Source organism: Aeromicrobium sp. JP4 (assembly GCF_054957925.1).
Window position 1 is genome coordinate 2,952,958 of the sequence record NZ_CM143290.1, and the last position, 23,410, is coordinate 2,976,367.

At 72.6% G+C, this 23,410-nt stretch carries 24 protein-coding genes; 15 read left to right on the forward strand and 9 right to left on the reverse strand.

Translation table 11 applies throughout. From position 1 onward, the window contains the following. The first annotated feature begins 20 nt into the window (after positions 1-20). From ACY1JX_RS14500 to ACY1JX_RS14510, 3 genes are read left to right on the forward strand one after another with little or no spacing between them, the layout of a single operon-like run. Entirely contained in the window at positions 21-1,157 is a 1,137-nt protein-coding gene (locus tag ACY1JX_RS14500) for an acyl-CoA dehydrogenase family protein (protein WP_462564411.1), read from the forward strand. Positions 1,158-1,182: 25 nt separating this feature from the next. Continuing rightward, a complete protein-coding gene (locus ACY1JX_RS14505) occupies positions 1,183-1,794 on the forward strand; it encodes an LLM class flavin-dependent oxidoreductase (protein WP_462564412.1) in 612 nt (203 codons plus the stop codon). Next, the gene (locus tag ACY1JX_RS14510) at positions 1,791-2,069 is read left to right on the forward strand and encodes a hypothetical protein (protein WP_462564413.1); all 279 of its coding nucleotides are present in this window, start codon (positions 1,791-1,793) and stop codon (positions 2,067-2,069) included. Before ACY1JX_RS14505 ends, ACY1JX_RS14510 begins: the two co-directional genes overlap by 4 nt. Here the strand turns inward: ACY1JX_RS14510 and ACY1JX_RS14515 are convergent. Further along, a complete protein-coding gene (locus ACY1JX_RS14515; protein WP_462565891.1) occupies positions 2,058-2,981 on the reverse strand; it encodes a LysR family transcriptional regulator in 924 nt (307 codons plus the stop codon). The genes ACY1JX_RS14510 and ACY1JX_RS14515 overlap by 12 nt on opposite strands. A gap of 97 nt (positions 2,982-3,078) precedes the next feature. On the opposite strand from ACY1JX_RS14515, the gene ACY1JX_RS14520 reads away from it, so the two are divergent. Then, positions 3,079-4,164 carry a methyltransferase domain-containing protein gene (locus tag ACY1JX_RS14520; RefSeq protein ID WP_462564414.1) on the forward strand — a complete coding sequence of 362 codons (1,086 nt, stop codon included), beginning with the start codon at positions 3,079-3,081 and terminating at the stop codon, positions 4,162-4,164. A gap of 13 nt (positions 4,165-4,177) precedes the next feature. Here ACY1JX_RS14520 and ACY1JX_RS14525 read toward each other — a convergent pair whose 3' ends face one another. Continuing rightward, on the reverse strand, positions 4,178-4,855 hold the full coding sequence (locus tag ACY1JX_RS14525) for an SDR family NAD(P)-dependent oxidoreductase (protein ID WP_462564415.1): 678 nt from the start codon (positions 4,853-4,855) through the stop codon (positions 4,178-4,180). A 283-nt stretch (positions 4,856-5,138) separates the two neighbouring features. Here ACY1JX_RS14525 and ACY1JX_RS14530 point away from each other — a divergent pair, with 283 nt between their 5' ends. The 3 genes from ACY1JX_RS14530 (at position 5,139) to ACY1JX_RS14540 (ending at position 7,504) form a co-directional block, all read left to right on the forward strand. Beyond that, positions 5,139-6,743, forward strand: coding sequence for an AMP-binding protein (locus ACY1JX_RS14530; protein WP_462564416.1), 1,605 nt, complete (start codon positions 5,139-5,141; stop codon positions 6,741-6,743). Between the two features lie 188 nt (positions 6,744-6,931). Further along, positions 6,932-7,243 (forward strand): hypothetical protein, encoded by a 312-nt coding sequence (locus ACY1JX_RS14535; protein WP_462564417.1) that lies wholly within the window; start codon positions 6,932-6,934, stop codon positions 7,241-7,243. A 15-nt stretch (positions 7,244-7,258) separates the two neighbouring features. Then, complete coding sequence (locus tag ACY1JX_RS14540; RefSeq protein WP_462564418.1) at positions 7,259-7,504, forward strand: hypothetical protein; 246 nt, start codon at positions 7,259-7,261, stop codon at positions 7,502-7,504. Positions 7,505-7,570: 66 nt separating this feature from the next. Here the strand turns inward: ACY1JX_RS14540 and ACY1JX_RS14545 are convergent, their stop codons facing one another. From ACY1JX_RS14545 to ACY1JX_RS14555, 3 genes are read right to left on the reverse strand one after another with little or no spacing between them, the layout of a single operon-like run. Continuing rightward, positions 7,571-8,320 (reverse strand): SCO1664 family protein, encoded by a 750-nt coding sequence (locus ACY1JX_RS14545; protein ID WP_462565892.1) that lies wholly within the window; start codon positions 8,318-8,320, stop codon positions 7,571-7,573. Continuing rightward, positions 8,320-8,877, reverse strand: coding sequence for a DUF3090 domain-containing protein (locus ACY1JX_RS14550; protein ID WP_181756509.1), 558 nt, complete (start codon positions 8,875-8,877; stop codon positions 8,320-8,322). Before ACY1JX_RS14550 ends, ACY1JX_RS14545 begins: the two co-directional genes overlap by 1 nt. Positions 8,878-8,927: 50 nt before the next feature. Continuing rightward, a complete protein-coding gene (locus ACY1JX_RS14555; protein ID WP_462564419.1) occupies positions 8,928-9,605 on the reverse strand; it encodes a histidine phosphatase family protein in 678 nt (225 codons plus the stop codon). A gap of 119 nt (positions 9,606-9,724) precedes the next feature. Between ACY1JX_RS14555 and ACY1JX_RS14560 the strand changes: the two genes are divergently transcribed. The 3 genes from ACY1JX_RS14560 to ACY1JX_RS14570 all read left to right on the forward strand — a co-directional run bounded on the left by ACY1JX_RS14560 (position 9,725) and on the right by ACY1JX_RS14570 (position 14,530). Continuing rightward, entirely contained in the window at positions 9,725-10,882 is a 1,158-nt protein-coding gene (locus ACY1JX_RS14560; protein WP_462564420.1) for an exonuclease SbcCD subunit D, read from the forward strand. Further along, a complete protein-coding gene (locus ACY1JX_RS14565; RefSeq protein WP_462564422.1) occupies positions 10,879-13,767 on the forward strand; it encodes an AAA family ATPase in 2,889 nt (962 codons plus the stop codon). The genes ACY1JX_RS14560 and ACY1JX_RS14565 overlap by 4 nt, the downstream gene beginning before the upstream one ends. Before the next feature lie 91 nt (positions 13,768-13,858). Continuing rightward, positions 13,859-14,530 carry a TetR/AcrR family transcriptional regulator gene (locus tag ACY1JX_RS14570; protein WP_181756513.1) on the forward strand — a complete coding sequence of 224 codons (672 nt, stop codon included), beginning with the start codon at positions 13,859-13,861 and terminating at the stop codon, positions 14,528-14,530. Between the two features lie 167 nt (positions 14,531-14,697). Here the strand turns inward: ACY1JX_RS14570 and soxR are convergent, their stop codons facing one another. Further along, the gene (gene soxR / locus ACY1JX_RS14575; protein ID WP_462564423.1) at positions 14,698-15,135 is read right to left on the reverse strand and encodes a redox-sensitive transcriptional activator SoxR; all 438 of its coding nucleotides are present in this window, start codon (positions 15,133-15,135) and stop codon (positions 14,698-14,700) included. Positions 15,136-15,171: 36 nt separating this feature from the next. Between soxR and ACY1JX_RS14580 the strand changes: the two genes are divergently transcribed. Continuing rightward, the gene (locus ACY1JX_RS14580; protein ID WP_286930101.1) at positions 15,172-15,312 is read left to right on the forward strand and encodes a hypothetical protein; all 141 of its coding nucleotides are present in this window, start codon (positions 15,172-15,174) and stop codon (positions 15,310-15,312) included. Next, the gene (locus ACY1JX_RS14585; RefSeq protein ID WP_462564424.1) at positions 15,309-16,649 is read left to right on the forward strand and encodes an MFS transporter; all 1,341 of its coding nucleotides are present in this window, start codon (positions 15,309-15,311) and stop codon (positions 16,647-16,649) included. Before ACY1JX_RS14580 ends, ACY1JX_RS14585 begins: the two co-directional genes overlap by 4 nt. 10 nt (positions 16,650-16,659) lie before the next feature. Here ACY1JX_RS14585 and ACY1JX_RS14590 read toward each other — a convergent pair whose 3' ends face one another. The 3 genes from ACY1JX_RS14590 to ACY1JX_RS14600 form a co-directional block, all read right to left on the reverse strand. Continuing rightward, positions 16,660-17,637, reverse strand: a complete 978-nt coding sequence (locus tag ACY1JX_RS14590; RefSeq protein ID WP_286930103.1) for an SRPBCC family protein — start codon at positions 17,635-17,637, stop codon at positions 16,660-16,662. Between the two features lie 11 nt (positions 17,638-17,648). Next, on the reverse strand, positions 17,649-18,002 hold the full coding sequence (locus ACY1JX_RS14595; RefSeq protein ID WP_181756518.1) for an ArsR/SmtB family transcription factor: 354 nt from the start codon (positions 18,000-18,002) through the stop codon (positions 17,649-17,651). Between the two features lie 76 nt (positions 18,003-18,078). Then, positions 18,079-19,122, reverse strand: coding sequence for an ornithine cyclodeaminase (locus tag ACY1JX_RS14600; RefSeq protein ID WP_286930104.1), 1,044 nt, complete (start codon positions 19,120-19,122; stop codon positions 18,079-18,081). A 191-nt stretch (positions 19,123-19,313) separates the two neighbouring features. Here ACY1JX_RS14600 and ACY1JX_RS14605 point away from each other — a divergent pair, with 191 nt between their 5' ends. From ACY1JX_RS14605 to ACY1JX_RS14615, 3 genes are all read left to right on the forward strand, one after another. Beyond that, positions 19,314-19,982 carry a TetR/AcrR family transcriptional regulator gene (locus ACY1JX_RS14605; RefSeq protein ID WP_286930105.1) on the forward strand — a complete coding sequence of 223 codons (669 nt, stop codon included), beginning with the start codon at positions 19,314-19,316 and terminating at the stop codon, positions 19,980-19,982. Positions 19,983-20,272: 290 nt separating this feature from the next. Then, a complete protein-coding gene (gene fdhD / locus ACY1JX_RS14610) occupies positions 20,273-21,100 on the forward strand; it encodes a formate dehydrogenase accessory sulfurtransferase FdhD (RefSeq protein WP_462564425.1) in 828 nt (275 codons plus the stop codon). Then, positions 21,100-23,400 (forward strand): FdhF/YdeP family oxidoreductase, encoded by a 2,301-nt coding sequence (locus ACY1JX_RS14615; protein ID WP_462564426.1) that lies wholly within the window; start codon positions 21,100-21,102, stop codon positions 23,398-23,400. Before fdhD ends, ACY1JX_RS14615 begins: the two co-directional genes overlap by 1 nt. Positions 23,401-23,410: the final 10 nt, after the last annotated feature.

Below are 23,410 nucleotides of genomic sequence, written 5' to 3' on the forward strand. Positions count from 1 at the left end.
CACACCCCAGGAGGAGCACCGTGGCCGTGGAGCGTCTGATGCCGAGCGACGAGGCGAACGACCTGATCGCCCTCACGCGCCAGATCGTGGACGACCAGCTGCGGCCGCGCGTCGACGCGGACGAGCGGTCGGGCACGTTCCCGCGCGACATCTTCCGCACCCTGGGCCGCGCCGGCCTGCTGGGCCTCCCGTACGCCGAGGACCTCGGCGGCGGTGGCCAGCCCTACGAGGTCTACCTGCAGGTCGTCGAGGAGATCGCGATCGCGTGGGCCAGCGTCGGCGTGGGCACGAGCGTCCACGCGCTGAGCTGCTTCGGCCTCGACCACGCGGGCACGCGGGAGCAGAAGGAGCGCTGGCTGCCGGACATGCTCGGTGGTGACCTGTTGGGGGCGTACTGCCTGTCCGAGGCGCACGCCGGTTCCGACCCGGGCGCGATGCGCACCACCGCCCGTCGCGACGGTGACGACTACGTGATCCGCGGCGCGAAGGCCTGGACCACCCACGGCGGCCAGGCCGACTACTACAAGGTGATGGCGCGCGCCGAGGCCGGCATCACGTGCTTCCTCGTCCCGGCCGACGCCGAGGGGCTCACCGCCGACGTGCCCGAGGACAAGATGGGCCTGATGGGCTCGACGACGGCCACGATGCTGTTCGACGACGTCCGGGTGCCGGTGGAGCGACGCCTCGGCGACGAGGGCCAGGGCCTCGCGATCGCGCTCGCCGGGCTCGACTCGGGCCGCCTCGGGATCGCGGCGGTCGCCACCGGCGTCGCGCAGGGCGCCCTCGACTCCGCGGTCGCCTATGCCAAGGAGCGCGAGGCCTTCGGCGTGCCGATCGTCGACCACCAGGGCCTGACGTTCCTGCTGGCCGACATGGCGGCGGCCGTCGAGTCGGCGCGGGCCACCTACCTGGCGGCCGCGCGGCTGCGCGACCTCGGCCGCCCGTTCTCGCGGCAGGCCTCGATCGCCAAGCTCGTCGCCACCGACAACGCGATGAGGGTGACGACCGACGCTGTGCAGGTCCTCGGCGGCGCCGGCTACACGAAGGACTTCCCCGTCGAGCGGTACATGCGCGAGACGAAGGTGATGCAGATCTTCGAGGGCACCAACCAGATCCAGCGCCTCGTCATCGGCCGCGACCTCAAGAGGCGCGGCTGACCCCGGCCCGTGCAACGGTGGGCGGGTGGATGCCGGTGTGCACCTGCCGCAGATCGACTTCACCGCGACGCCGTTGGACGGCTCCCACCTCGCGGAGGTGGTCGACGCCGCCCGCGACCTGGGGTTCGCCGCGCTGTCGGCCAACGACCACCTGACCTTCCCGAGCCCGTGGGCCGACGGGCTCGTCCTGCTGGCCGCAGCGGCCGCGCGCTCGGGTGACCTCGAGCTGGTCACCAGCGCCGCGCTGCCGGTGCTGCGCGGCGCCCGCTCATACGGGGCGGCGATGCTCACGCTCGAGCGGCTGGCACCGGGGCGCATCGTGGCCGGGGTCGGCCCGGGATCCTCGCGGTCGGACTACGCCCTGGCCGACGTCCCGTGGGAGGAGCGGTGGTCGCGGTTCGACGCGGCCCTCGGTGTGCTGCGGGCACAGTCCCGCGCCACGGGTCCCGGGCGCAGGTCCCGCTCTGGGTGTCCAGCTGGGGCTCGCCGGCGGGCATCGACCGCGTGGCCCGGTACGGCGACGGCTGGCTGGCCTCGGCGTTCCACACCACGCCTGCGGAGTTCGGTCGCACCCGCGAGGGCCTGGCGCAGGCCTGCCACCGGCTCGGCCGCGCCGAGCCGCCGCACGCGCTCGTGACGATGTGGACCTGGGTCACCGAGGACACGCGCGTAGCCGAGCGGATGCTGACGAGCCTGCTGGCCCCCGCCCTCGACCGCGACCCCGAGGCGTTGCGCGGTCGGGTGTGCGTCGGCCCGGCCGAGACGTGCGCCGAGCTGCTGTCCGAGTACGCCGCGCAGGGCTGCCGCCGCGTGCACTTCTGGCCCGTGGGCGACGAGGCCCGCCAGCTTCGGCGGCTCGCCGAGGACGTGCTGCCGCACGTGGTGGCGGCGCCCCCGGTCTCAACCGGGTGAGGCGCGGCCGGCGGTGACGCGCTGGAGCAGCTCCACCATCGCGGTGGCCGCGGCCGGACGAAAGGGGTCCACCGGGCACGCGACCATGACCTCGCGGGTCGGGGCCGGGTCGTGCAGCGCCCGCACCTCGACCCCGGCGATCCGGCGGGAGGCCACGAGCCCTGGGACGACGGCGATGCCCAGGCCGGCGGCGACGAACGCCTGCACGGCGAGGTAGTCGTCCGACGCGATGCCCACGCGCGGCTCGAACCCGGCCGCGCGACAGCGACCTCGGACGATCTGGAACCACGTGCTCGACGGGCCGCCGCCGACCCACGTCTCCTCGCCGAGGTCGGCGAGCGACAGCGCTCCCTGCCGCGCGGCCAGCCGGTGCGACCGCGGAACGAGCAGCCGGTACGGGTCGAGGAAGAGCGACGTCAGCTCCACCCCGTGGTCGAGGCCCGGCAATCGGTGCTCCGCGCTGTCGTCGAAGACCAGGGCCACGTCCAGCTCGCGGTTGAGCAGTCGCGGCACGAGCCCCTGGAGGTGGTCGTCGACGACGGTGAACGTGACGTCCGGCGACTGGATGGCGAGCAGCGCCAGCGCCCGGGGGACGAACGTGGCCAGCGCCGTGGGGAAGCCGCCCACGCGCAGGCGACGGTGGTGGTGGCCGGCCAGCTCGTCGAGGTCGAGCCCGGCGGCCTCGAGCCGGGCCATGACGGCGGCGGCGTGGCCCGCGAGGACCCGTCCGGCCACCGTGACGTCGACGGGACGGGTGCCGCGCTGGACGAGCGGGAGGCCGACCTGTTGCTCGAGGGCGGCGACGTGCTGGCTGACCGCCGACTGCGACATGCCGAGCTCGTCCGCGGCGGCGGAGAAGGAGTCGGCGCCGTCGAGGGCTGCGAGCACGCGCAGCGAGGAAACCGATCGCATCAGTTCCACTTATCGGACTGTAGCACCGGAACAGCCTGCGGATCCGGGCCGAACGCATGCTGGGAGGGCCCCCGGACGAGCCCCCTCAGGAGTCATCATGACCACGCAGCAGACCACCACCCCGACGATCGACCAGGACCGCCTGATGGCGTTCGTCTTCCGCGCCGTCGAGGAGGTCGGCGCCACCCTCAACACCGCACTCGTCGTCCTCGGGGACGAGCTCGGCTACTACCGCGCGCTGGCCGAGCACGGTCCGCTCACCGCGGCCGAGCTCGCCGGGCGAACCTCCACCGCCGAGCCCTACGCCCGCGAGTGGTGCCACGCGCAGGCGGCGGGCGGCTTCATCGAGCTCGACGAGGCCTCGGGGCGGTTCACCCTGCCCGCCGAGCACGCCGTCGCGCTGACCGACGCCTCGAGCCCCGCCTACCTGCCCGGGCTGTTCCAGATCGCGCTCGGGACCGTGGCCGACGCCGGCCGGCTGGCCGAGGCGGCGCGCAGTGGCACGGGGGTCGGCTGGCACGAGCACGGCGACGACGTGATCGACGGCTGCGAGCGCTTCTTCGCGCCCTCCTATCAGGCGTACCTGGTCGACGCGTGGCTGCCGGCCGCCGGACTCGACGAGGACCTGAGGCGTGGGATCCGGGTGGCCGACATCGGCTGCGGGCACGGCGCCTCGACGGTGCTGATGGCGCAGGCGTTCCCGCAGTCGCGGTTCGTCGGGTCGGACTACCACGAGCCGTCGATCGAGGTGGCGCGCCGCCGGGCCGAGGACGCCGGCGTCGGTGCCAACACGAGCTTCGAGACCTCGCTCGCGGCGGAGGTCGGCGGCGAGGGCTTCGACCTGGCCACGACGTTCGACGCGCTGCACGACATGGGCGATCCCGACGGTGCCGCGCGGCACGTGCACCGCCTGCTCGCCGACGGGGGTCGCTGGCTCATCGTCGAGCCGATGGCGGGCGACGCTCCTCAGGACAACTTCAACCCGGTCGGCCGCGCGTACTACGGGTTCTCCACCCTGCTGTGCACGCCGGCCTCGCTCTCCCAGGAGGGCGCGGCCGCGATCGGCACCCAGGCCGGTCCCGCGCGGGTGGAGCAGATCGTCACCGGGGCCGGCTTCGCCTCGTGCGAGACGGTGGCCACGACGCCGTTCCACCGCGTCATGCTCGCGCGGAGGGGCGACTGACTCGGGCCGTGGATCAGGCCACGGCGCTGTGGGAGGGCGCCGGTGCCAGGTCGGCGCGGCAGAGGTCGACCACCGACTCGGCGGCGGTCGACCTCAGTCGCGCGCCGCAGGCGTCGAACGCCACGGACATCCCGTCGGCGTACCACTGCAGGAAGGTGGTGCTCAGGGCGTGCGCCACGGCCGGCGCCCGGCGTGCGGGACCGAGACTGGCGAGGCGGGTCAGGGCCGTGACGAGTCCCTCGGGATCGGTCGGCGCGAGGCGGAAGACCCACCGAGGCAACGCCGGGAGCACCAGGGCGGGGGAGTGCGCCGACGCGTGGACCAGCGTCGTGCCGAGCCCGGCGACGGCCAGCGTGGCGGCGGTGACGTTCATGGTTCCCAGGACGCGGGCCCGCACGATGTCCTCGGGCGAGGCGTCGGCCGTGGCGCCGCCGCCGGCGTGCACCACCGACGCGATGGGCCCGGCCTGGCGGGCGGCGCGCATGAGCGCCTCCACCGACGCCCGGTCGGTGACGTCGGCGACGATCGACTCGGCGGAGACGCCGAGGGAGTCCAGCTCGTCGAGCGCGCGGGTGAGCCGCTCCCCGCGGCCGTCGCTGAGGACCACGTGGTGGTCGCGGGCGAGCAGCTTCGCCGAGGCCAGTCCCACGGCCCCCGCTCCACCGGTCACCACCGCCACCGAACTCGTCACCTGAACCACTCCCGTCCCGGACGTCCCCGCGTCCACCCGCCCATCCTGCGCTCAGGACGCCGCTGGCACGAGGGTTTCGGCGACATTCCTCGGGTATCTGAAAACGGCTGGTATCCGAGCGAGTTTCGGCGGTGGAACGTCACTCTCGGTTACAGTCGCGCCGCGCCGCGCGGACCGGCGGAGTGTGATCCACGCCGCATCTTGGACAACGCGCTCACGCGATCAAGTGACCCGCTGGTAACCTACGTCACACTACCCGCCGGTACACACAGGATCTGGAGAGATGATGGGCGACCTCGGTTACAAGTTGAAGGTGCTGCGCAGGATCGGCCTGCTGAAGGCCCAGAACCCCGTCCGGCTGGTGAAGGCAGGCAAGAAGCTCGCGGCGTGGGGCCCGGGCTTCCCGTCGGCCGTCGGCGCCGCCGCCGCGCGCAAGCCTCAGCAGGTCGCCATCATCGACGACGCCGGTCAGCTGACCTGGCGTGAGACGAGCGACGCGGTCAACCGCGTGACGCAGGCGCTCAAGGACCGCGGCTTCGTGCCCGGCGACCCGATCGCCGTGCTGTGCCGCAACCACCGCCACATGGTGATCGCCATGGTCGCGATCAGCCAGATGGGCGGTCGCATGCTGCTGCTCAACACGATGGCCAGCGCCGGCCAGCTCAGCGAGCTCACGAAGCGCGAGAGCGCCAAGATGGTCATCCTCGACCAGGAGTTCCTCCACGTCGCGGGCGAGATCGACCGCGACCTGCTCGTCGTGGCGTGGGAGGACGACGACACCCACGGCCTGCCCACGCTGAGCGGCCTGGCCGCCGGCAAGTCGGCCGCGGACCACCCCAAGCCCGAGAAGCCCGGCGGCATCGTGATCTTCACCTCGGGCACCACCGGCCTGCCCAAGGGCGCCAAGCGCAAGGAGCCCGAGAACCTCGAGCCGCTGCTGACCTTCTTTGGCTCCATCCCCTACGAGGGCAACTCCACCGTCGTCATCGCGGCGCCGCTCTTCCACTCGTGGGGCCTGCTGAACTTCGGGTTCGGCCTGTCGACGGTGCCGACCTACGTCCTGCGCCGCCGCTTCGTGCCCGAGCAGGTCATCCGCGACATCGACACCCACCGGGCCCAGGTCCTGGTCGTGGTGCCGCTCATGATGCAGCGCCTCGTCGACGCCGATCCCGAGGTGATCAAGAGCAGCGACGTCTCCAGCCTCCAGATCACCGCCTCGAGCGGCTCGGCCCTGGCCGGTGAGCTCGCGACCCACTTCATGGACACGTTCACCGACTCGGTCTACAACTTCTACGGCGCCACCGAGACCGGCTGGGTCTCCATCGCCGACCCGAAGGACCTGCGCGCCGCGCCCGGCACCGCGGGCCGCGTGCCGTGGCACACCGTGGTCAAGGTGCTCGACGAGAACGGCCACGAGGTGCCCCAGGGCGAGACGGGCGTCATCTACGTCGGCAACTCGATGATGTTCGCCGGGTACACCGACGGCCGCACGAAGGACTTCCGCGACGGCCTCATGCACTCGGGCGACCTCGGCTATTTCGACGAGTCCGGCCGCCTGTTCGTCGCCGGCCGCGACGACGACATGGTCATCTCCGGCGGTGAGAACGTGTTCCCCCGCGAGCTGGAGGACGCGCTCATCGAGCACCCGAAGGTCCAGGACGTCGTCGTCACGGGCATCCCCGACCCGCAGTGGGGCCAGTGCCTCGCCGCGTACGTCGTGCCGCGCGAGGGCGAGACCCTCACGCAGGAGGAGGTCGTGGAGTACGCCAAGGAGCACGTCGCCCGCTTCGCCGTGCCACGCGCGGTGATGTTCCTCGACGAGCTGCCCCGCAACCCCACGGGCAAGGTCATGAAGCGCAACCTGCCGGAGTTCCAGACCCAGGCCTGACCCCCGGCGCACGAGCGACGCCCGGTCCCTTCTCGGGGGCCGGGCGTCGTCGTGCGTGCTCACTACTGACCCGGGACGAAGGTCCCGGACAGGTGGGTCCGTTCGCCTCATCCGCCCGGGTGCGGTGCTCCGTAGCGTCGGTGGTGACGCCGCAACGACGCGGAGTCACCGCACAGGAGGAACAGATCATGCGCCGCTCGGCATTCGACAAGCTCATCTCGTGGACCGGACTGGTCCTGGCAGCCCTGCTGGTGGTCGCGGGCGGACTGGCCTCCTGGGCCCATTTCTTCATCGAGGACCAGGTGCAGTCGCAGCTGGTGTCCCAGCGCATCACGATGCCCGAGGGCGAGGCGATCAAGAGCCTCTCCGACGCGGACCGCAAGGCCCTCGAGCCCTACGCCGGCAGCGCACTGGACACCGGGGCCGAGGCACGCGCCTTCGCCGACCACTACATCCTCGCCCACATGAACGCCTCGAGCGGGAACCGCACGTACGAGTAGGTCAGCGGTGAGTTCATGCAGCTGACCGACCAGGAGAAGGCGTCCGAGGCCGGCCAGCAGGTCGCCGCGCTGCGCCAGTCGCTCTTCATGGGCAACACCCTGCGCGGGCTGCTCCTGAACGCCTACGCGTTCGGCACCATGGGCCTGATCGCCGGGCTCGCCGCCATCGCCTCCTTCGTCGGAGCCGCGCTGCTGGCCCTGCTCTCGGTGCTGGGCCTGCGTCACGCGAAGACCCGTGAGGCGGAGCTGGCCACCATCTGACCGGCTCGAGAGGAACGGCCGCCCGGTGTCACCGGGCGGCCGTCGCCGTCTGTCGTGGGGGAGCCCTCAGAACGGTGGCCAGGGCACGGCGGGCATGTCGCCCTCGGGGGAGGGGAAGACCCGGTCGGCCAGCAGCCGGTCGCAGCGACGGGCCATCGCCGCCAGCTCGGGCTCGCCGAGCCACTGCTGGAGCTCCTCGCCGAGGTCGGCGGCCAGGCCCTCGCGCACCCGGTTCACCCCCGCCAGCTCGTCGTCGGCCAGCGCCGCGCCGAGCCAGCCCCACAGGACCGTGCGCAGCTTGGGCTCCTGGTGGAAGGTCAGGCCGTGGTCGACCCCGTACCGGTGACCGTCCGGCATCGCCAGCACGTGACCGCCCTTGCGGTCGGCGTTGTTGACCAGGACGTCGAAGACCGCCATCCGCCGCAGGCCGGGGGAGTCCTCGTGCACGAGCGAGACGGGGCGGTCCTCGGCGTCCAGCCCGTCGAGGACGTGGCACCAGCCCTCGGGACGGTCGTCGGCCGGGACCAGGGTGACGGCCTCGGACTCGGGATCGGCGTCCTGCCAGAGCTGGAGCATGCCCGGCCCGTGCGGTCCGTCGGCCCACCACGTCGGCGGCACGATGTTCCACCCCGTCGCCTCGGAGACCACCCGGGAGGCGATCTCGCGGCTCGCGAGGACGGCGCCCGGGAAGTCCCACAGCGGACGCTCCCCGGCGACGGGCTTGTAGACGACGCGCACGCCGTCGATGCGCCCGACGAAGGTGGCGTTCGAGGCCGGGAGGACGCGTCCCTCCAGCTCGAGCTCTCCCTCGAGCATCACCAGGTGTCGTCGTCGGCGGGACGGCACACGTGGCCGTCGTCGTCGATGGGGGCCAAGCACAGCGGGCAGGTGGGCCGGCCCGCACCGACGACCTCGCGGGTGCGCTTGCAGAACGAGCGTGCCGCGCCGACGGGGATCCGCACGTGCAGCACCTCGGAGGGGCCGTCCTCCTCCGGCTCGAGGAGCGACTCGGGGGAGTCCTCGACCAGTGGGAACGCCTCGATCACGACCTGGGCCGTGGTGGGGTCGAAGCCGAGGGAGAGGATGCCCACGCGGAACTGCTCCACCACGGGGGCGTCCAGCGGTGCGTGGTCGTCGAGTCCCTCGGGTGCCGCGGCCGGGACGCTGAACGGATTGCCGTCCTGGGACATCAGCTCGTCGAGGACCTCGTCCAGCTTCTCGGCGAGGGTGGCCGACTGCTCCTTCTCCATCAGGGCGCTGACGACGTGCTCACCCGTCCGCGCCTGGAGGTAGAAGGACCGCTCTCCGGGACGGCCGACCGTGCCGATGACGAGACGATCGGGCCAGTCGAATTCGTGCACCCTTTGAGCCATGTCTCCATGCTAGGAGCCCGATCGCGAGAGCGCTGGGCCGCGGGGGGGTCTCAGCGACCCGCGCCGCCACCGACCGGGGCGTCGTCGGCGGGGGCCGGAGCGCGCAGCCAGGACAGGTCCCCGGCCGAGGTGTTGACGGCCACGACGTCGGGTCGGCGGGCTCCGTAGCGCACGATCGACACCGAGGCCGGGTCGACGTGCAGCCGCTGGAACAGGTCGAGGTGCATGCCCAGGGCGTCCGCCAGGACGGCCTTGATCACGTCGCCGTGCGAGACCGCGACCCACACGGCGTGGGCGCCGTGCTCGGCCTCGATCCGCGCGTCGTGCCCACGGATGGCCGCGACGCCACGTGCCTGCATCGCGGCCAGCGACTCCCCGCCGGGGAAGGCGGCCGCGGCGGGATGGTGCTGGACGGTCTTCCACAGGTCCTCGGCGGCGAGGTCCTTCAGCGCCCGGCCCTGCCAGTCGCCGTACCCGCACTCGGTGATCGACTCGTCGACCGTGGGCTCGATGTCGTGGCGGCCGGCGATCGCGGCGGCGGTCTCGCGGCAGCGCTCGAGGGGACTGGTGACGACGTCGGCCAGGCTCAGGTCGGCCAGCCGCGCGCCGGTGGCCTCGACCTGGGTGAGGCCGAGCTCGTCGAGGTGGATGTCGGGGAGCCGGCCGGCCAGCGTGCCCGAGGTGTTCGCGGTGGACCGTCCGTGCCGGACGAGCAGGACGATCGCCATGCCCCCGACCCTAGCGGGGACCCGCTGTGGCGGACGCCGCACGCCGCCGGGCGATCCACGACGACCCGCCCGGCCCGGGGTCCGCGGATTTGTCGGAGCCGCTGGTTAGCGTCGAAGACGTGAAGATCCTCCACACGTCCGACTGGCACATCGGTCGGACGTTCCACCAGCACTCGACCGCCGAGGCGCTCGCCTCGGTGCTCGACGCGCTCGTGGAGTCCGTCCGCGAGCACGCGGTCGACGTCGTGGTGGTGGCGGGCGACGTCTTCGACTCGTCCACCCCGTCGGCCGCCGCGGTGGAGGAGCTCGACCGCGTCCTGGTCGCCCTGCGCGACACCGGCGCCACGGTGATCGTCACCAGCGGCAACCACGACTCGCCGGCGCGGCTGGGCGCGAAGGCGGCGTTCCTGCACGAGGCCGGCGTCCACATCCTCACCCGGCCGCAGGACCACGCCACGCCGATCACGGTTGAGGACCAGTACGGTCCGGTCCACTTCTACGGCATCGCCTACCTCGAGCCCGCGCTCATCCGGCACGTGTGGCCCGACCAGCGCCTGGCCCACCAGGCCGACGCGATCGGGTTCGCCCTCGACAACATCCGCGCCGACCTCGCCACGCGAGGCGGTCGCTCGGTCGTGCTCGCCCACACCTTCGTGTCGGGCGCCGAGGGCGAGTCGTGCGAGTCCGAGCGGGGCATCACCGCCGGTGGCCTCGACCGCGTGCCCGTGCCGGTGTTCGACGGCATCACCTATGCCGCCCTCGGCCACATCCACGGCCGCAACACCCTCGCGCCCCACGTCCGCTACAGCGGCGCGCCGCTGCACCTGTCCTTCTCCGAGCAGGACAAGCCGCGCGGGGCGTGGCTCGTCACGCTCGACGCCGACGGGCTCGGCCCGGTCGAGTGGCTCGACCTCCCCGTGCCCCGGGCGCTCACGACTCTCACCGGCACGCTCGACGAGCTCCTGTCCGACCCCGGGCTCACCGATCGCGAGTCGCACTGGGTCCGCGCGATCCTCACCGACGTCGCGCGCCCCGACGACCCGATGCGCCGGCTCCAGCGACGCTTCCCGCACTGCGCGCTGCTGGAGTTCCGGCCCAGCCACGTCGACGCGTCGGCGGCGCCCACCGACCCGCAGCGGCTGGCCACCCTCACCGACCAGCAGGTGATGGCCGAGTTCCTCACGTTCGTGCGCGGCGGCGAGGGCCCCACCGAGGCGGAGGCGCAGCTCCTCGACGACCTCGTCGGCCACGTCGCCGGGACGGAGGCGGCGCGATGAGGATCCACCAGGTGACGATGACCGGGTTCGGCCCGTTCCGCGACACCCAGACCGTCGACCTGGACGCGTTCGCCGACCACGGGATCTTCCTGATCACGGGCCGCACCGGCGCGGGCAAGTCCAGCATCCTCGACGCGATCGTCTACGCGCTCTACGACTCGGCCCCGCGCTACGCCGCCGCGGGCGGCAAGCAGGTGCGCAGCACGCACTGCGAGCCGAACGACCCCACCCGGGTCGAGCTCGTCTTCAGCGCGGGCGGCCGCACGTACCGGGTCGTGCGCACCCCCGAGTACCTGCGGCCCAAGGTGCGCGGCACCGGGATGACGCCCGAGAAGGCCACCGCCGAGCTGTCCGTGAGGGCGGGGGATGAGTGGGTCGGCCTCGCTGCCCAGCCCCGCACGGTCGGCGAGGAGCTGCACGAGATCCTGCCGCTGCGCTGCGACCAGTTCCTCCAGGTCGTCCTGCTCGCCCAGGGTCAGTTCCAGCGCTTCCTGGTGGCCTCCAGCGAGGAGCGCCAGCGGCTGCTGCGCACGCTCTTTCGCAGCGAGCGGTTCAGCGACTACGACACCGAGCTGCAGCGGCGCGCCGGTGAGCTGCGCCAGGAGCTGCGCGCGGCGGAGTCCGGCATCGCCTCCACGATCTCCACCCTCGCCCAGCACGCGGGGCAGGAGGCTCCCACCGAGGCCGACGAGGCGTGGATCGCCCAGGTCCTCGTCGCCTTCGACGCCGACGTCGAGCTGGCGAAGGCCGACCTCGACCAGGCCACGAAGGAGGTCGAGGCGGCCGCCGAGCTGCTCCAGCAGGCCACCGAGCTGGCCGAGCGCCAGCGTCGCCTCGCCCGCGCCACCGAGGCGATGGCCCTCGTCGTCGGGCAGGCGCCGCGGATCGCGGCCGACCGCCTCCGGCGCGACCTCGCCGTGGCGGCGCAGTCGGTCGAGGTCGCCCATCGCGCCCGCGTCTCCGCAGCCGGTCGTGCCGAGCAGGCCACGGCCGGCCTGGTCGCCGCCGAGGCACGGTTCGCCGAGGCCGTCGACGGCCCGCCGCCGGCCGACCTCGCCGCCCACCGCGATGCCCTCACCGCCGATCTCGCCGTGCTCACGGCGCGGCTCGCGGACGAGCAGGAGCTGGAGCGGCTGCGCGCGCTCTCGGCCACCCTCACCGAGCAGCTCGACGACCTCGCGCTGCGTGCCGACGACCTCACGGTCCAGTGCCGCCACCACGACGCCGTCCTCGAGCGCGAGATCGACGTCACGCCCGAACAGGCCGGGTCCGCTCTCGAGCGGCTGCGCGCCGAGCTCGACCTCGCCCGCAAGCGGGCCACCGCCGAGCGCGACCTCGCCGAGGCCCAGCTCGAGGAGCTGAAGTGCGGCAAGGCCCGCACGGCCGCGTCCACGGCCCTGGACTCGCTCAACGAGCGTCGCCTCGCCGAGTACGCCGGCACCCTGGCCCAGGAGCTCGTCGCCGGCGAGGCCTGTGCCGTCTGCGGCTCGGCCGAGCACCCGGTGCCCGCCGTCCTGGCCGACGACCACGTCACCGAGGACGCGCTCGACCGCGCCCGGGAGGCGTTCGACCGGGCCGACCGTCTGGCCCGACGGGCGGGCGAGCAGGCCGCGGCCCTGCGTGCCACCGTGCAGGGCTGGGCCGAGGTCCGGGCCCTCGACGAGCTCACCGCGGCAGTGACCGAGGCCGAGGCCGTGCTGACTCGCGCCGAGCAGGCGGAGCAGGAGCGCGTGAGCTCGCGGGCCGCCAAGGAGCGGATCGACGCCGCGCTCGCCGACCTCAGCGTCCAGCGGGCCACGGTCGAGCAGCGCGCCGTCGCCACCGACCAGCAGGTCGCCGCGCTGGCCGCCACCGTCGCGCGCGTCCGGGGTGCGTCCGGATCGGTGGTCGAGCGCATCGCGGTGGTCACGGGCCACGTCGACGCCACGGCCCAGCTCATCGAGGCTCGTGCCACGGAGCGCACGGCGCGCGAGCGGCTCCGCGAGTGCGACGAGACGTTCGCCACCACGCTGGACCACCACGGCTTCGCCGACGAGGACGAGTTCCTCGAGACGCGCCTCGACGCCTCCGCGATCGCCGAGCTCACCCGCCGCATCGAGGGGCACGAGGCGCTGCGGGTCGCCAGTCAGACCGCCCTCGCCGCACCCGAGCTGCAGGACCTGCCCGCCGAGCCGGCCGACGTCGCACGCCCGCAGGAGGTCCACGCGCAGGCGCGCGAGGTGTGCCGGGTCGCCACCGAACGTCACGGCGCGGCGAAGGAGAGCGCCGCCACCGCCCACCGCGTGGCCGCGGCGATCCGGCGTGAATGGGCCACCCATGCCGAGGCGCGCGCCTCGTACGAGGTGCTCGACCGGCTCGCGCGGTCGCTGCACGGCGAGTCGCCCAACACCCGCCGCATGCGGGTCGAGAGCTACGTGCTCGCCGCCGAGCTCGAGCAGATCGTCGCCGCGGCGAACCTGCGCCTGCACGTGATGTCGAGCGGCCGCTACGCCCTCGAGCGCAGCGACGTCACCGCCACGCGCGGGTCCAACTCGGGGCTCGAGGTCCGGGTGCGCGACGACTACACCGGGGTCACGCGCAGTCCCGAGTCGCTCTCCGGCGGCGAGAAGTTCCTCGCCTCGCTCGCGCTGGCCCTCGGCCTGGCCGAGGTCGTCACGAACCGGGCCGGCGGCATCACCCTGGACACCCTGTTCATCGACGAGGGCTTCGGGTCGCTGGACGCCGAGACGCTCGAGGTGGCGATGCACACGCTCGACGCGCTGCGCCAGAACGGCCGCACGATCGGACTGATCAGCCATGTCGAGACGATGAAGGAGCGGATCCCCGCCCAGCTCGCCGTCGAGCGCACCGCCGACGGGTGGAGCCGCGTGCAGGCGCGGGCCTGACTCACGTCACTGCCGAACACCAGTCACTACCGAACAGGGCGTCACTCCAGAACCACGGACACGGTGGCATCCCGGCGATTATCCTGCGGAGGTGGAGGACGACGGACTGCTGAGCCTGCTGCCCGATCGCCTCGACCTGCCCCGGGGGCGCTCGGCCCTGTCGAAGTCGGCGGTGGAGGCCTCCCGCCGCGGGCGGATCATGCAGGCCACGCTCGACGAGGTCGCCGAGTCGGGCTACCACGCGACCACCGTCGCCGCGATCACCAAGCGCGCCCACGTCTCGCGCACCTCGTTCTACGACGCGTTCACCGACAAGGAGGACGCCTTCGCCAGCGCCCACTGGAGTGCGAGCGACCTGGCCGTGGCGCGCGTGTGGGAGCCCACGCTCTCGCGCCCCGACCTGGACTTCGACGACCGCATCGCGAGCGTCCTCACGGCCTACGTCGAGGTCCTCGAGTCCGCTCGATCCTTCACGATCTGCTTCTTCGTCGAGATCCTCGCCGCGGGGGAGCGCCTGGCCTTGCAGCGTGAGCAGATGCTGGACCGCCACGTGGAGATCCTGCTCGAGCTCGCGAAGGCCTCCAGGGCCAGTGACCCCACGATCCGACTGCACGACCCCGAGGTCGTGCGCGGGCTCATCGGAGCCTTCGACCAGCTCGCGGCGCGACGGGTGCGCTGCCGGCGCCATGGCGAGAGTCTGGACCTGCAGTCGGTGGTGGCGCCGGTCACCCAGATCGTCCGCGCCGTGATGCACGACACGTGAGAATCCGTCCGCGCGTCCTGCGCACCCAGATGTACTGAACGTGTACTTTTGCGTCTGACGGTGCGGCTCGTCTCCCCCCGACCGAGCCCCGTCGACAGGTCGGTGCCCCCGTTGACCCCCCGAACGCGGGGGCACCGGCCTGTCCTTCTCCGAGGTGCCGCGCGGCCTCAGCTCGGGTCGAGCAGGCGGGCGCCCGGTCCCTGCGCCCCGAGGGCGTCGTCGGGGTTCTGCAGCCGGCACCTCCTCAGGGAGAGGCACCCGCACCCGATGCAGCCGTCGAGGTCGTCGCGCAGCCGCTGCAGGCGGGCGATGCGCTCGTCGAGCGAGGTGCGCCAGCGGCGGGAGAGCCGCGACCAGTCGGCCTTCGTCGGCGCCCGGTCCACCGGCAGCGTCGAGAGCGCCTCGCGGATCTCGGCGAGCGAGATGCCCACCCGCTGCGACGTGCGGATGAAGGCGATCCGGCGCAGGACGTCGCGGGTGTAGCGCCGCTGGTTGCCCGCGCTGCGCGTGGACGCGATGAGGCCCTCGCGCTCGTAGAAGTGCAGCGCCGAGACCGCGACGCCGGCACGTTCGGCGACCTGTGAAGGAGTGAGCAGGACGGTCATTGACCTTAACCTTAGTTGAGGTTGTTCCATGAAGCCATGCTCCAGTCGAAGCCCTCCCGGCGCCGCCGGGTCCGCCCGTCCCTGTCCACCCGTGCCCGCCTCGTCGACGGCTGCATCCGGCTCGAGGAGAGGGACCGCTTCGTGGCCGCCGGCGTGATCAGTCTGCGACTGCGGTGAGCAGCGCACTGCGGACGGCGCCGGCCGGCTCGCCCTGGGCGGGCCCGCACCTGCGCACGACGGTCGGCGTCTTCTCGCTCGCCTTCCTGTTCGCGTTCGAGTCCCTGGCCGTCGCCACCGTGATGCCCGAAGTGGCTCGGGATCTCGACGGCCTCTCGCTCTACGCGCTGGCGTTCGCCGCGCCGATGGCCGCCTCCGTGGTGGCGCTGTCCGTGGCCGGTGAGTGGGTCGACCGGCACGGCACCGCCCGGGCGCTGGTCGTCGGTGTGCTGGTGTTCTGCCTCGGGGTCGTGGTCGCCGGGCTGGCGCCGTCGATGGAGGTCTTCCTCGTCGGCCGGCTCGTCCACGGCCTGGGTGGCGGCGTGCTGGGCGTCGCGCTCTACGTGGTCGTCGCGGAGTCCTACCCGGCCGTCCTGCGGCCCCGGGTGTTCGCGGTGATGACGGCCGCGTGGGTCCTGCCCGCCCTCGTGGGGCCGCTGCTCGCGGGGGTCATCGCGGACCTCGTGGGATGGCGTTGGGTCTTCCTCGCGGTTCCTGCCGTGGCTCTCGGGTCGTGGTGGCTCGTGCGGTCGGCAGCCGGGGCGCCGGGGGAGTCCTCGGTCATGGTCGACCGACGGCGACTGGGATGGGCCGCACTCGCGGCGACCGGCGTCTCGGCGCTGGCCGTCGGCGGTCAGCGCCAGCTCGAGGGCTGGCTCGTCCTCGTGGTGGGCGGCACCGTGGCCGCCCTCGTCGCCGCGGGGCGCCTGCTCCCTCCCGGAACCTGGCGGGCCAGGCCGGGACTGCCGGCCGTGCTCGTCGCGCGAGGTCTCGTCGGGGCGTCGTTCGCCGGTGCCGAGGCCTACCTGCCGCTGCTGCTGACGACCGAGCGTGGGCTCTCCCTCTCGCAGGCCGGACTGGTGCTGACCGCCGCCGCCGTGGCGTGGTGCCTCGGAGCGCAGGCCGCCGCGCGGGTGCCGGCGCTGGGCGACGAGCTGCTCCGCGTCCGGCTCGGCACCTCGCTGGTGGCGGTGGCGGTGGCGACCACGGCGACCGTGGGGCTCGGCGGCGTCCCGCTGGTGCTCCCCGTCGTGGCGTGGGCCGTCGCCGGGTTCGGCATCGGCATGGCGTTCTCGACGCTCGCGGTGCTCGCGCTCGCCACCGCCGACGACGGCGAGGCGGGTCGGGTCTCCTCGTCCCTGCAGCTCAACGACGCGCTGGTCCAAGCCTTTGCGATGGCCGTCGGCGCGGTCGTCTTCGCCGCGTTCGTCGGATCCTCGCCGGTCGTGGGAGCGACCCTGCTCGTGCTCGCCTCGGGCGCCGTCGCAGCCGCAGCGGTGCCGCTGCGGCTGCGATGAGGGGCCTGCGTCAGGCGGTGGCGAGCACCTCGCGCTCCAGCCGTGCGTAGCTGGTCTCCATGCCGTCCGTCATGCCGGTGGCCAGGATCTGGTCGCGCAGCTCGCGGCTCGGGTAGGTGATCACGACGGTCAGCAGGGTGCCGCCCTCGACGGGGGTGAGGGTCTGCTCGTTGAGCGTCCCCTCGCCCTCCATCCCGATCATCCGCTCGGTGGTGACGCTGCGGGTGGGGGCGTGGACCTCGAGGAGCTCGCCGGTGAAGCCGAACCGGTTGCCGCCGCCCTCCTGCTCCCACTCGTAGCGGTAGGTGTCACCGACCTCGGTGGCCACCTCGCACACCGGCATCGTCCAGCCGTCGGGCCCGAGCAGCCAGCGCTTCATGAGATCGGCCTCGGTGTGGGCGCGCCACACCTGCTCGACGGTGCCGCGGATGACACGGGTGATGCGCACGTGCGTGTCGTCGAGCAGCTGGGTCTGCGTGCCCGACCCGGCGGCGAAGGAGGCGAGGTCGGCCAGGACCTCGTCCATCTGGCCCATCGCCGAGGTCATGCCCTCCTCCATGCCGCTCGCGATCAGCTGCTCGAGGTCCTGCAGCGAGGCGAACCACGTGGTGGTGGTGACCCGCGAGCCCTCGCCGGTCTCCTCGAAGGCGAAGCTCATCCGCATGGACGGCATGTCGCGGTTCGGGACGCCGGGCTCGGAGGCGAAGCCGTCCTCGACCTCGAAGCCCTTGCCCTCGTCGACGGACAGGAACTTCCAGTACCCGGCGCTCGTCTCGCCCTCGGGGCCGGTCATCACGTAGTGCGACTCGCCGGCGGCGGTCATGTCATGGCGGCTGAACGTGGCGGGCCACTCGACGGGTCCCCAGAAGCGCTCGAGCTGGCGGGGGTCGGCGTAGGCGTCCCACAGCCGGCGGACCGGCACGGGGAAGTCGGCGACCACGGTCATGGTCAGGTCGTCGGTGTCCTTGGACACGGAGGTGATGGGCATGGTGGTGCCTTTCAGGAGGGGTCGGGGTCTTCGGCCAGCAGGGCGTCGAGACGCTCGACGCGCGAGCGCCAGAGGAGCTCGAACTCGTCGAGCAGGTGCTGGGCCCGGGCGATCGTGTCGGGATTGCCACGGACCAGTCGCTCGCGGCCTTGTCGGTGCTTGGTCACCAGTCCGGCCCCTTCCAGGACGGCCACGTGCTTCTGCACCGCGGCGAACGACATGTCGTACGAGTCGGCCAGCCGGGACACGGACGCCTCGCCCACGAGGGTGCGTCGGACGATGTCGCGTCGGGTGGCGTCGGCGAGGGCGTGGAAGATGCGGTCGACCTCGGCGTCGGTCAGCTCGTTCTGAGTATGTACAACCATTTGGTTGCAGGTTAGACCCGCGCCCGGACAGACGTCAACCCCTGCGCGACATGGCCGTGCAGGGGGTCGAGGAGTGTCAGGAGATGGCGACCAGGGTGTCGGCGCCGGCCACCAGGCCGAAGAGGTCCTTGGGATCGGCGGGGTCGGCGACGAGGTCCAGCCAGCCCACCAGGTCGGTGCCCGCCACGGACTCGTGCGCGTAGCGCAGCGCCGCGAAGTCCTCCACGGCGAACCCGACCGAGTCGAAGACGGTCACGTCGGTCGCGTCGCGACGTCCCGCGGCGGTCCCGGCGATGACCTGCCACAGCTCGGTGACGGGGTGGTCGGCCGCGACCGCCTGGATCTCGCCCTCGATGCGGGTCTGGGGCTCGAACTCCACGAAGATCGAGGCACGGTGCAGGATCGCCGGGTCGAGCTCGGTCTTGCCGGGGCAGTCGCCGCCGATCGCGTTCACGTGCACGCCGGGCGCCACCATGTCGTCGGTGAGGACGAGGGCGCGCTGCTTGTCGGCCGTGCACGTGGTGATCACGTCCGCGCCGAGCACCGCCTCCTCGGCGCTGCTGGCGAGGTGCACGTCGAAGCCGAGGGGTTCGACGTTGCGCACGAACTTCGCCAGAGCGCCGGGGTCGACGTCCCACACGCGCAGCGACCGGATGCCCAGCGCGGCGCGGAAGCCGAGCGCCTGGAACTCGGCCTGCGATCCGGTGCCGATCATCGCCATGACCTGCGCGTCCTGACGGGCCAGGTGACGAGCCGCCATCGCCGAGGTGGCCGCCGTGCGCAGCGCCGTCAGCACCGTCATCTCGGCCACGAACGTGGGATAGCCCGAGGCGACGTCGGCCAGGACGCCGAACGCGGTGACGGTCTGGAGGCCACGCGCCGGGTTGGCGGGGTGGCCGTTCACGTACTTGAAGCCGTAGGCCGCGCCGTCGCTCGTGGGCATCAGCTCGATGACGCCTTCGGGGGAGTGCGCGGCGACGCGCGCCGTCTTGTCGAACGCGGTCCAGCGCCGGAAGTCGGCCTCGACGGCGTCGGTCATGCCGGCGATGACCGCCTCGGCGCCGCGGGTGCGGACCCAGCGGATGGTGTTCGTGACGTCGAGGAAGGGCACGGAGCTCATGAAGCCAACGCTACGCAGGCGTTGTGGTGCAAACAATCGCGTTTTATTGCGATCTCGCGTGCGAAACGTTGCGTCTCGGCGGGGTCGGAGCAACGATTCCCCACCCAGGTGTCGGGGCCGGGCCGGGGGACCGGCGAAAAACCCCGTGAGGAACAGGAGACACCCGGGAATTGCAGGGCTAGCCTGACCCGGTGCCCGACGACGCCCTGAGCCTGCTGCCCGAGCGGCTGGAGCTGCCGCGCGGCCGGGCGGCGCTGCCCGAGCGCGAGGTCGAGGCGTCCCAGCGGGGCCGCATCCTGCAGGCCGTCTGCGACGAGGTCGCCGCCGCGGGGTACGCCCGAACGACCGTCACCGGCATCACCCGGCGCGCGCGGGTCTCGCGGACCACCTTCTACCAGTGCTTCTCCGACAAGGAGGAGGCGTTCGCGTCGGCGCACGAGACGATCAGCGAGCAGCTGGTCCAGTTCATCCGCGACCAGGCGATGCGGACGCCGGACTCGGCGTGGGAGGAGCGGATCGAGCTCGGGGTGCGGGGCCTGATGGCCTGCCTGGAGGCCCGGCCCACGTTCGCCCGCAGCTTCCTGGTGGAGGTCCACGTCGCGGGCGACCGCGTGCGACGCCAGCGCGACCTCGTCGTCGAGCGCCATGCCCGCAGCCTCGCGCGGGTGGCCACGCTCGCCGCGGCGGCCGGGGCCGAGGTCCGCGTCCCCACCGAGCTCGAGGTCATCGGGGCGATCGGGGCGACCGAGGAGCTGGTGTCGCGCCAGATCCGCGCCACGGATCCGCGACGGCGGCTCCGGCTCTCGAGCGTCGTGCCCCCGGTCGTCGCGATCCACTCGGCGCTGCTCCGCCCCGTCTGAAGCTGCCGCGATTCTGGCTGGAATCCCAGTCAGGACATTGGTGAGTAAGTATTTGTTCCATTTTCGGGCGGACTTGTGTACCGGTCCGGTACTTTTGGCGGGCGGCAGGCTTCGAGCTCACACCCTCGAGTCTGCCGGGAGGGAGTACTCGGTCCCCCAGCCGAGTCGTGTCTGTCTGTGAGTCGGTGCCTTCGCACAACCCCCCGATGGCGGGGGCACCGACTCCGACCGAACCCCCGCCGCCGCCCGATCACCCGGCTCGCCGCCGCGTTCTGACATACCGTGGCTCCATGACCAAGCCAGCCGTCCGCCGCCGCGTCACCGTGGTGGAGCAGGGCCGCTCCCGCGTCCGTGAGGACCGGCTGACCGGCGAGGAGCCGCTCGAGATCCGGCTGAACGGCCGCTCGCTCGCCGTCACGATGCGCACCCCGGGCCACGACGTCGAGCTCGCGCTGGGCTACCTCGTGTCCGAAGGCGTGATCACGCGGCGTGAGCAGGTGCGCTCGGCGCGCTACTGCGCCGGTGCCACCGAGGAGGGGCTCAACACCTACAACGTGCTCGACGTCCAGGTGGAGTCCGATGCCCACGTCGACCACCTCGCGCTCGAGCGTCACGGCTACACGTCGTCCTCGTGCGGCGTGTGCGGCAAGACCAGCATCGAGGCGGTCACCACGAAGTCGGCGTTCGACGTCTCCGGCGACGCGTTGCGCGTGCCCGCCGAGCTGCTGTCCGGACTGCCCGACCGCATGCGCGGCGTCCAGTCGGTGTTCGACCAGACGGGCGGTCTGCACGCGGCGGGTCTCTTCGACGGCCGCACCGGCGAGCCGCTGGTCGTGCGCGAGGACGTCGGCCGTCACAACGCCGTGGACAAGGTCGTCGGCTGGGCGCTCGAGCACGAGAAGCTGCCCGTCGCCGGTTGCGTGCTGCTGGTGTCCGGGCGGGCCGGCTTCGAGCTCGTGCAGAAGGCGTCCATGGCCGGCGTACCCGTGCTCGCGGCGATCTCGGCGCCCTCGTCCTTGGCCGTGGAGCTGGGCGAGGAGGCCGGCCTCACGGTGATCGGCTTCCTGCGAGGACCGTCGATGGTGGTCTACTCCCGCGCCGATCGGGTGGTGGCGTGATGGTGCGCAAGCCTCCGGTCGACGACCCGAACGACGACGCCATCGAGGTCACCCGGCTGAAGAACTGGGCCGCCGGCCTTCCCGGCGTCCTGCACGCGATGCGGCCGGCGCTCAGTGCGATGGGCGTGGCGCGGACGGCGAAGCTGCTCACGTCGATCAACCAGAAGGACGGCTTCGACTGCATGAGCTGCGCGTGGCCCGACCCGGGCCGGCGCCACTCCGCCGAGTTCTGCGAGAACGGCGCCAAGGCGGTCACGTGGGAGGCGACCCCGCTCACCGTCCCGCGCGAGTTCTGGGCTGAGCACACGGTGCACGACCTGGCGGAGAAGAGCGAGTACTGGCTGGGCCAGCAGGGCCGGCTCACCGAGCCCGTCTACAAGGCGCCGGGGGAGGACCACTACCGGCCGGTGTCGTGGGACGAGGCGTTCGCGCTCGCGGCACAGGCGCTCAACGACCTCGACCACCCCGACCAGGCGGCGTTCTACACGTCGGGCCGCGCCTCCAACGAGGCCGCCTTCGTCTACCAGCTGTTCGTGCGCGCCTTCGGCACGAACAACCTGCCCGACTGCTCGAACATGTGCCACGAGTCCACCGGCACCGCGATGGTCGAGACGATCGGCGTCGGCAAGTCCACGATCACGTACGAGGACGTGCCGCAGGCCGACCTGATCATCATCATGGGCCAGAACCCGGGCACCAACCATCCGCGCATGCTGTCGGCGCTCGAGCGCGCCAAGCATGCCGGCGCGTCGATCATCGCGGTGAACCCGCTGCCCGAGGCCGGGCTGATCCGGTTCAAGAACCCGCAGAACGTGCGGGGTGTGATCGGCAAGGGCACCACGATGGCCGACCAGTTCTGCCAGATCCGCCTCGGCGGCGACGGGCCGCTGCTGCAGGCCGTGATCCAGCGCGTCCTGGCCGCCGAGGACGCGGCGCCCGGCACCGTCCTGGACCACGACTTCATCGAGCAGCACACGTCGGGGCTGGAGGAGCTGCGCGCGAGCGTGGCCGACCTCGACGACGCCGCGGTGCACGCGGCCACGGGGCTGACCACCGAGGAGATCGACGAGTTCGCCCGGCGCTACCTCGCCGCCGACCGCGTCATCGTCACGTGGGCGATGGGGCTGACCCAGCACACGCAGGCCGTCGCCACGATCAAGGAGATCATCAACCTGCTGCTGCTGCGGGGGCACATCGGCCGCCCGGGCGCCGGTGCCTCGCCGATCCGCGGGCACAGCAACGTGCAGGGCGACCGCACGATGGGCATCTGGGAGAAGATGCCCGAGAGCTTCATGAACGGGCTGGCCGCCGAGTTCGGCTTCGAGCCGCCGCGGAAGCACGGCTTCGACTCGGTCAACGCGGTGCGGGCGATGCAGCGCGGCGACGTGCGCTTCTGGATGTCGCTGGGCGGCAACTTCGTCTCGGCGATCTCCGACACCGGGGCGGCCGAGGCGGCGCTGCGCGGCACCGCGATGACGGTGCAGGTCTCCACGAAGCTCAACCGCTCGCACGGCGTCACCGGCGAGGCCGCGCTGATCCTGCCGACGATCGGCCGCACCGAGATCGACCGCCAGGCCTCGGGCGAGCAGTTCGTCACGGTCGAGGACACGGTGTGCGCCGTGCACGCCTCCCGCGGGCGCGTCGAGCCGGTCGCCGACACGCTGCTGTCGGAGGTGGCGATCGTGAGCCGGCTCGCGCGGGCCACGCTGGGGGACCGGCAGCCGATCGACTGGGCGGCGTTCGAGGCGGACTACCGGACGATCCGGCACCACATCAGCCGCGTCGTCCCGGGCTGCGAGGACTACGAGCGGAAGGTCACCGATCCGGACGGCTTCGTCCTGCCGCACGGGGCCCGCGACTCACGCACCTTCGACACCGCCACGGGGCGCGCGATGTTCACCGCCAACCGGTTCGAGCCGATCACGCTGGCGCCCGGACGCCTGATGCTGCAGACGGTGCGCTCGCACGACCAGTTCAACACCACCATCTACAGCCGCAACGACCGCTACCGCGGCATCAAGTCGGGGCGCGACGTGGTGTTCGTCCATCCCGACGACCTGGCCGAGCGCGGCCTCGCCGACGGCGACCTCGTCGACGTGTCCAGCGAGTGGCCCGACCAGCCCGACCGGGTGCTGCGGGGGTTCCGCGCCGTGGCGTTCCCGACGGCCCGCGGCTGCGCCGCCGCCTACTTCCCCGAGGCCAACGTGCTCGTGCCGCTGGACTCCACCGCGCGCGACTCGAACACCCCCGTCTCGAAGGCGGTCGTCGTCCGCATCGAGCCCGCCGCGACCCTGCGCTGACGTGGTCTCG

Bases quoted from the DNA above. Each gene is read 5' to 3' on its own strand.
- ACY1JX_RS14515 (WP_462565891.1), bottom strand. From the start codon at position 2,981: ATGCGATCGGTTTCCTCGCTGCGCGTGCTCGCAGCCCTCGACGGCGCC.
- ACY1JX_RS14520 (WP_462564414.1), top strand. From the start codon at position 3,079: ATGACCACGCAGCAGACCACCACCCCGACGATCGACCAGGACCGCCTG.
- ACY1JX_RS14530 (WP_462564416.1), top strand. From the start codon at position 5,139: ATGATGGGCGACCTCGGTTACAAGTTGAAGGTGCTGCGCAGGATCGGC.
- ACY1JX_RS14535 (WP_462564417.1), top strand. From the start codon at position 6,932: ATGCGCCGCTCGGCATTCGACAAGCTCATCTCGTGGACCGGACTGGTC.
- ACY1JX_RS14540 (WP_462564418.1), top strand. From the start codon at position 7,259: ATGCAGCTGACCGACCAGGAGAAGGCGTCCGAGGCCGGCCAGCAGGTC.
- ACY1JX_RS14545 (WP_462565892.1), bottom strand. From the start codon at position 8,320: ATGCTCGAGGGAGAGCTCGAGCTGGAGGGACGCGTCCTCCCGGCCTCG.
- ACY1JX_RS14550 (WP_181756509.1), bottom strand. From the start codon at position 8,877: ATGGCTCAAAGGGTGCACGAATTCGACTGGCCCGATCGTCTCGTCATC.
- ACY1JX_RS14555 (WP_462564419.1), bottom strand. From the start codon at position 9,605: ATGGCGATCGTCCTGCTCGTCCGGCACGGACGGTCCACCGCGAACACC.
- ACY1JX_RS14565 (WP_462564422.1), top strand. From the start codon at position 10,879: ATGAGGATCCACCAGGTGACGATGACCGGGTTCGGCCCGTTCCGCGAC.
- soxR (WP_462564423.1), bottom strand. From the start codon at position 15,135: ATGACCGTCCTGCTCACTCCTTCACAGGTCGCCGAACGTGCCGGCGTC.
- ACY1JX_RS14580 (WP_286930101.1), top strand. From the start codon at position 15,172: ATGCTCCAGTCGAAGCCCTCCCGGCGCCGCCGGGTCCGCCCGTCCCTG.
- ACY1JX_RS14590 (WP_286930103.1), bottom strand. From the start codon at position 17,637: ATGCCCATCACCTCCGTGTCCAAGGACACCGACGACCTGACCATGACC.
- ACY1JX_RS14595 (WP_181756518.1), bottom strand. From the start codon at position 18,002: ATGGTTGTACATACTCAGAACGAGCTGACCGACGCCGAGGTCGACCGC.
- ACY1JX_RS14600 (WP_286930104.1), bottom strand. From the start codon at position 19,122: ATGAGCTCCGTGCCCTTCCTCGACGTCACGAACACCATCCGCTGGGTC.
- fdhD (WP_462564425.1), top strand. From the start codon at position 20,273: ATGACCAAGCCAGCCGTCCGCCGCCGCGTCACCGTGGTGGAGCAGGGC.
- ACY1JX_RS14615 (WP_462564426.1), top strand. From the start codon at position 21,100: ATGGTGCGCAAGCCTCCGGTCGACGACCCGAACGACGACGCCATCGAG.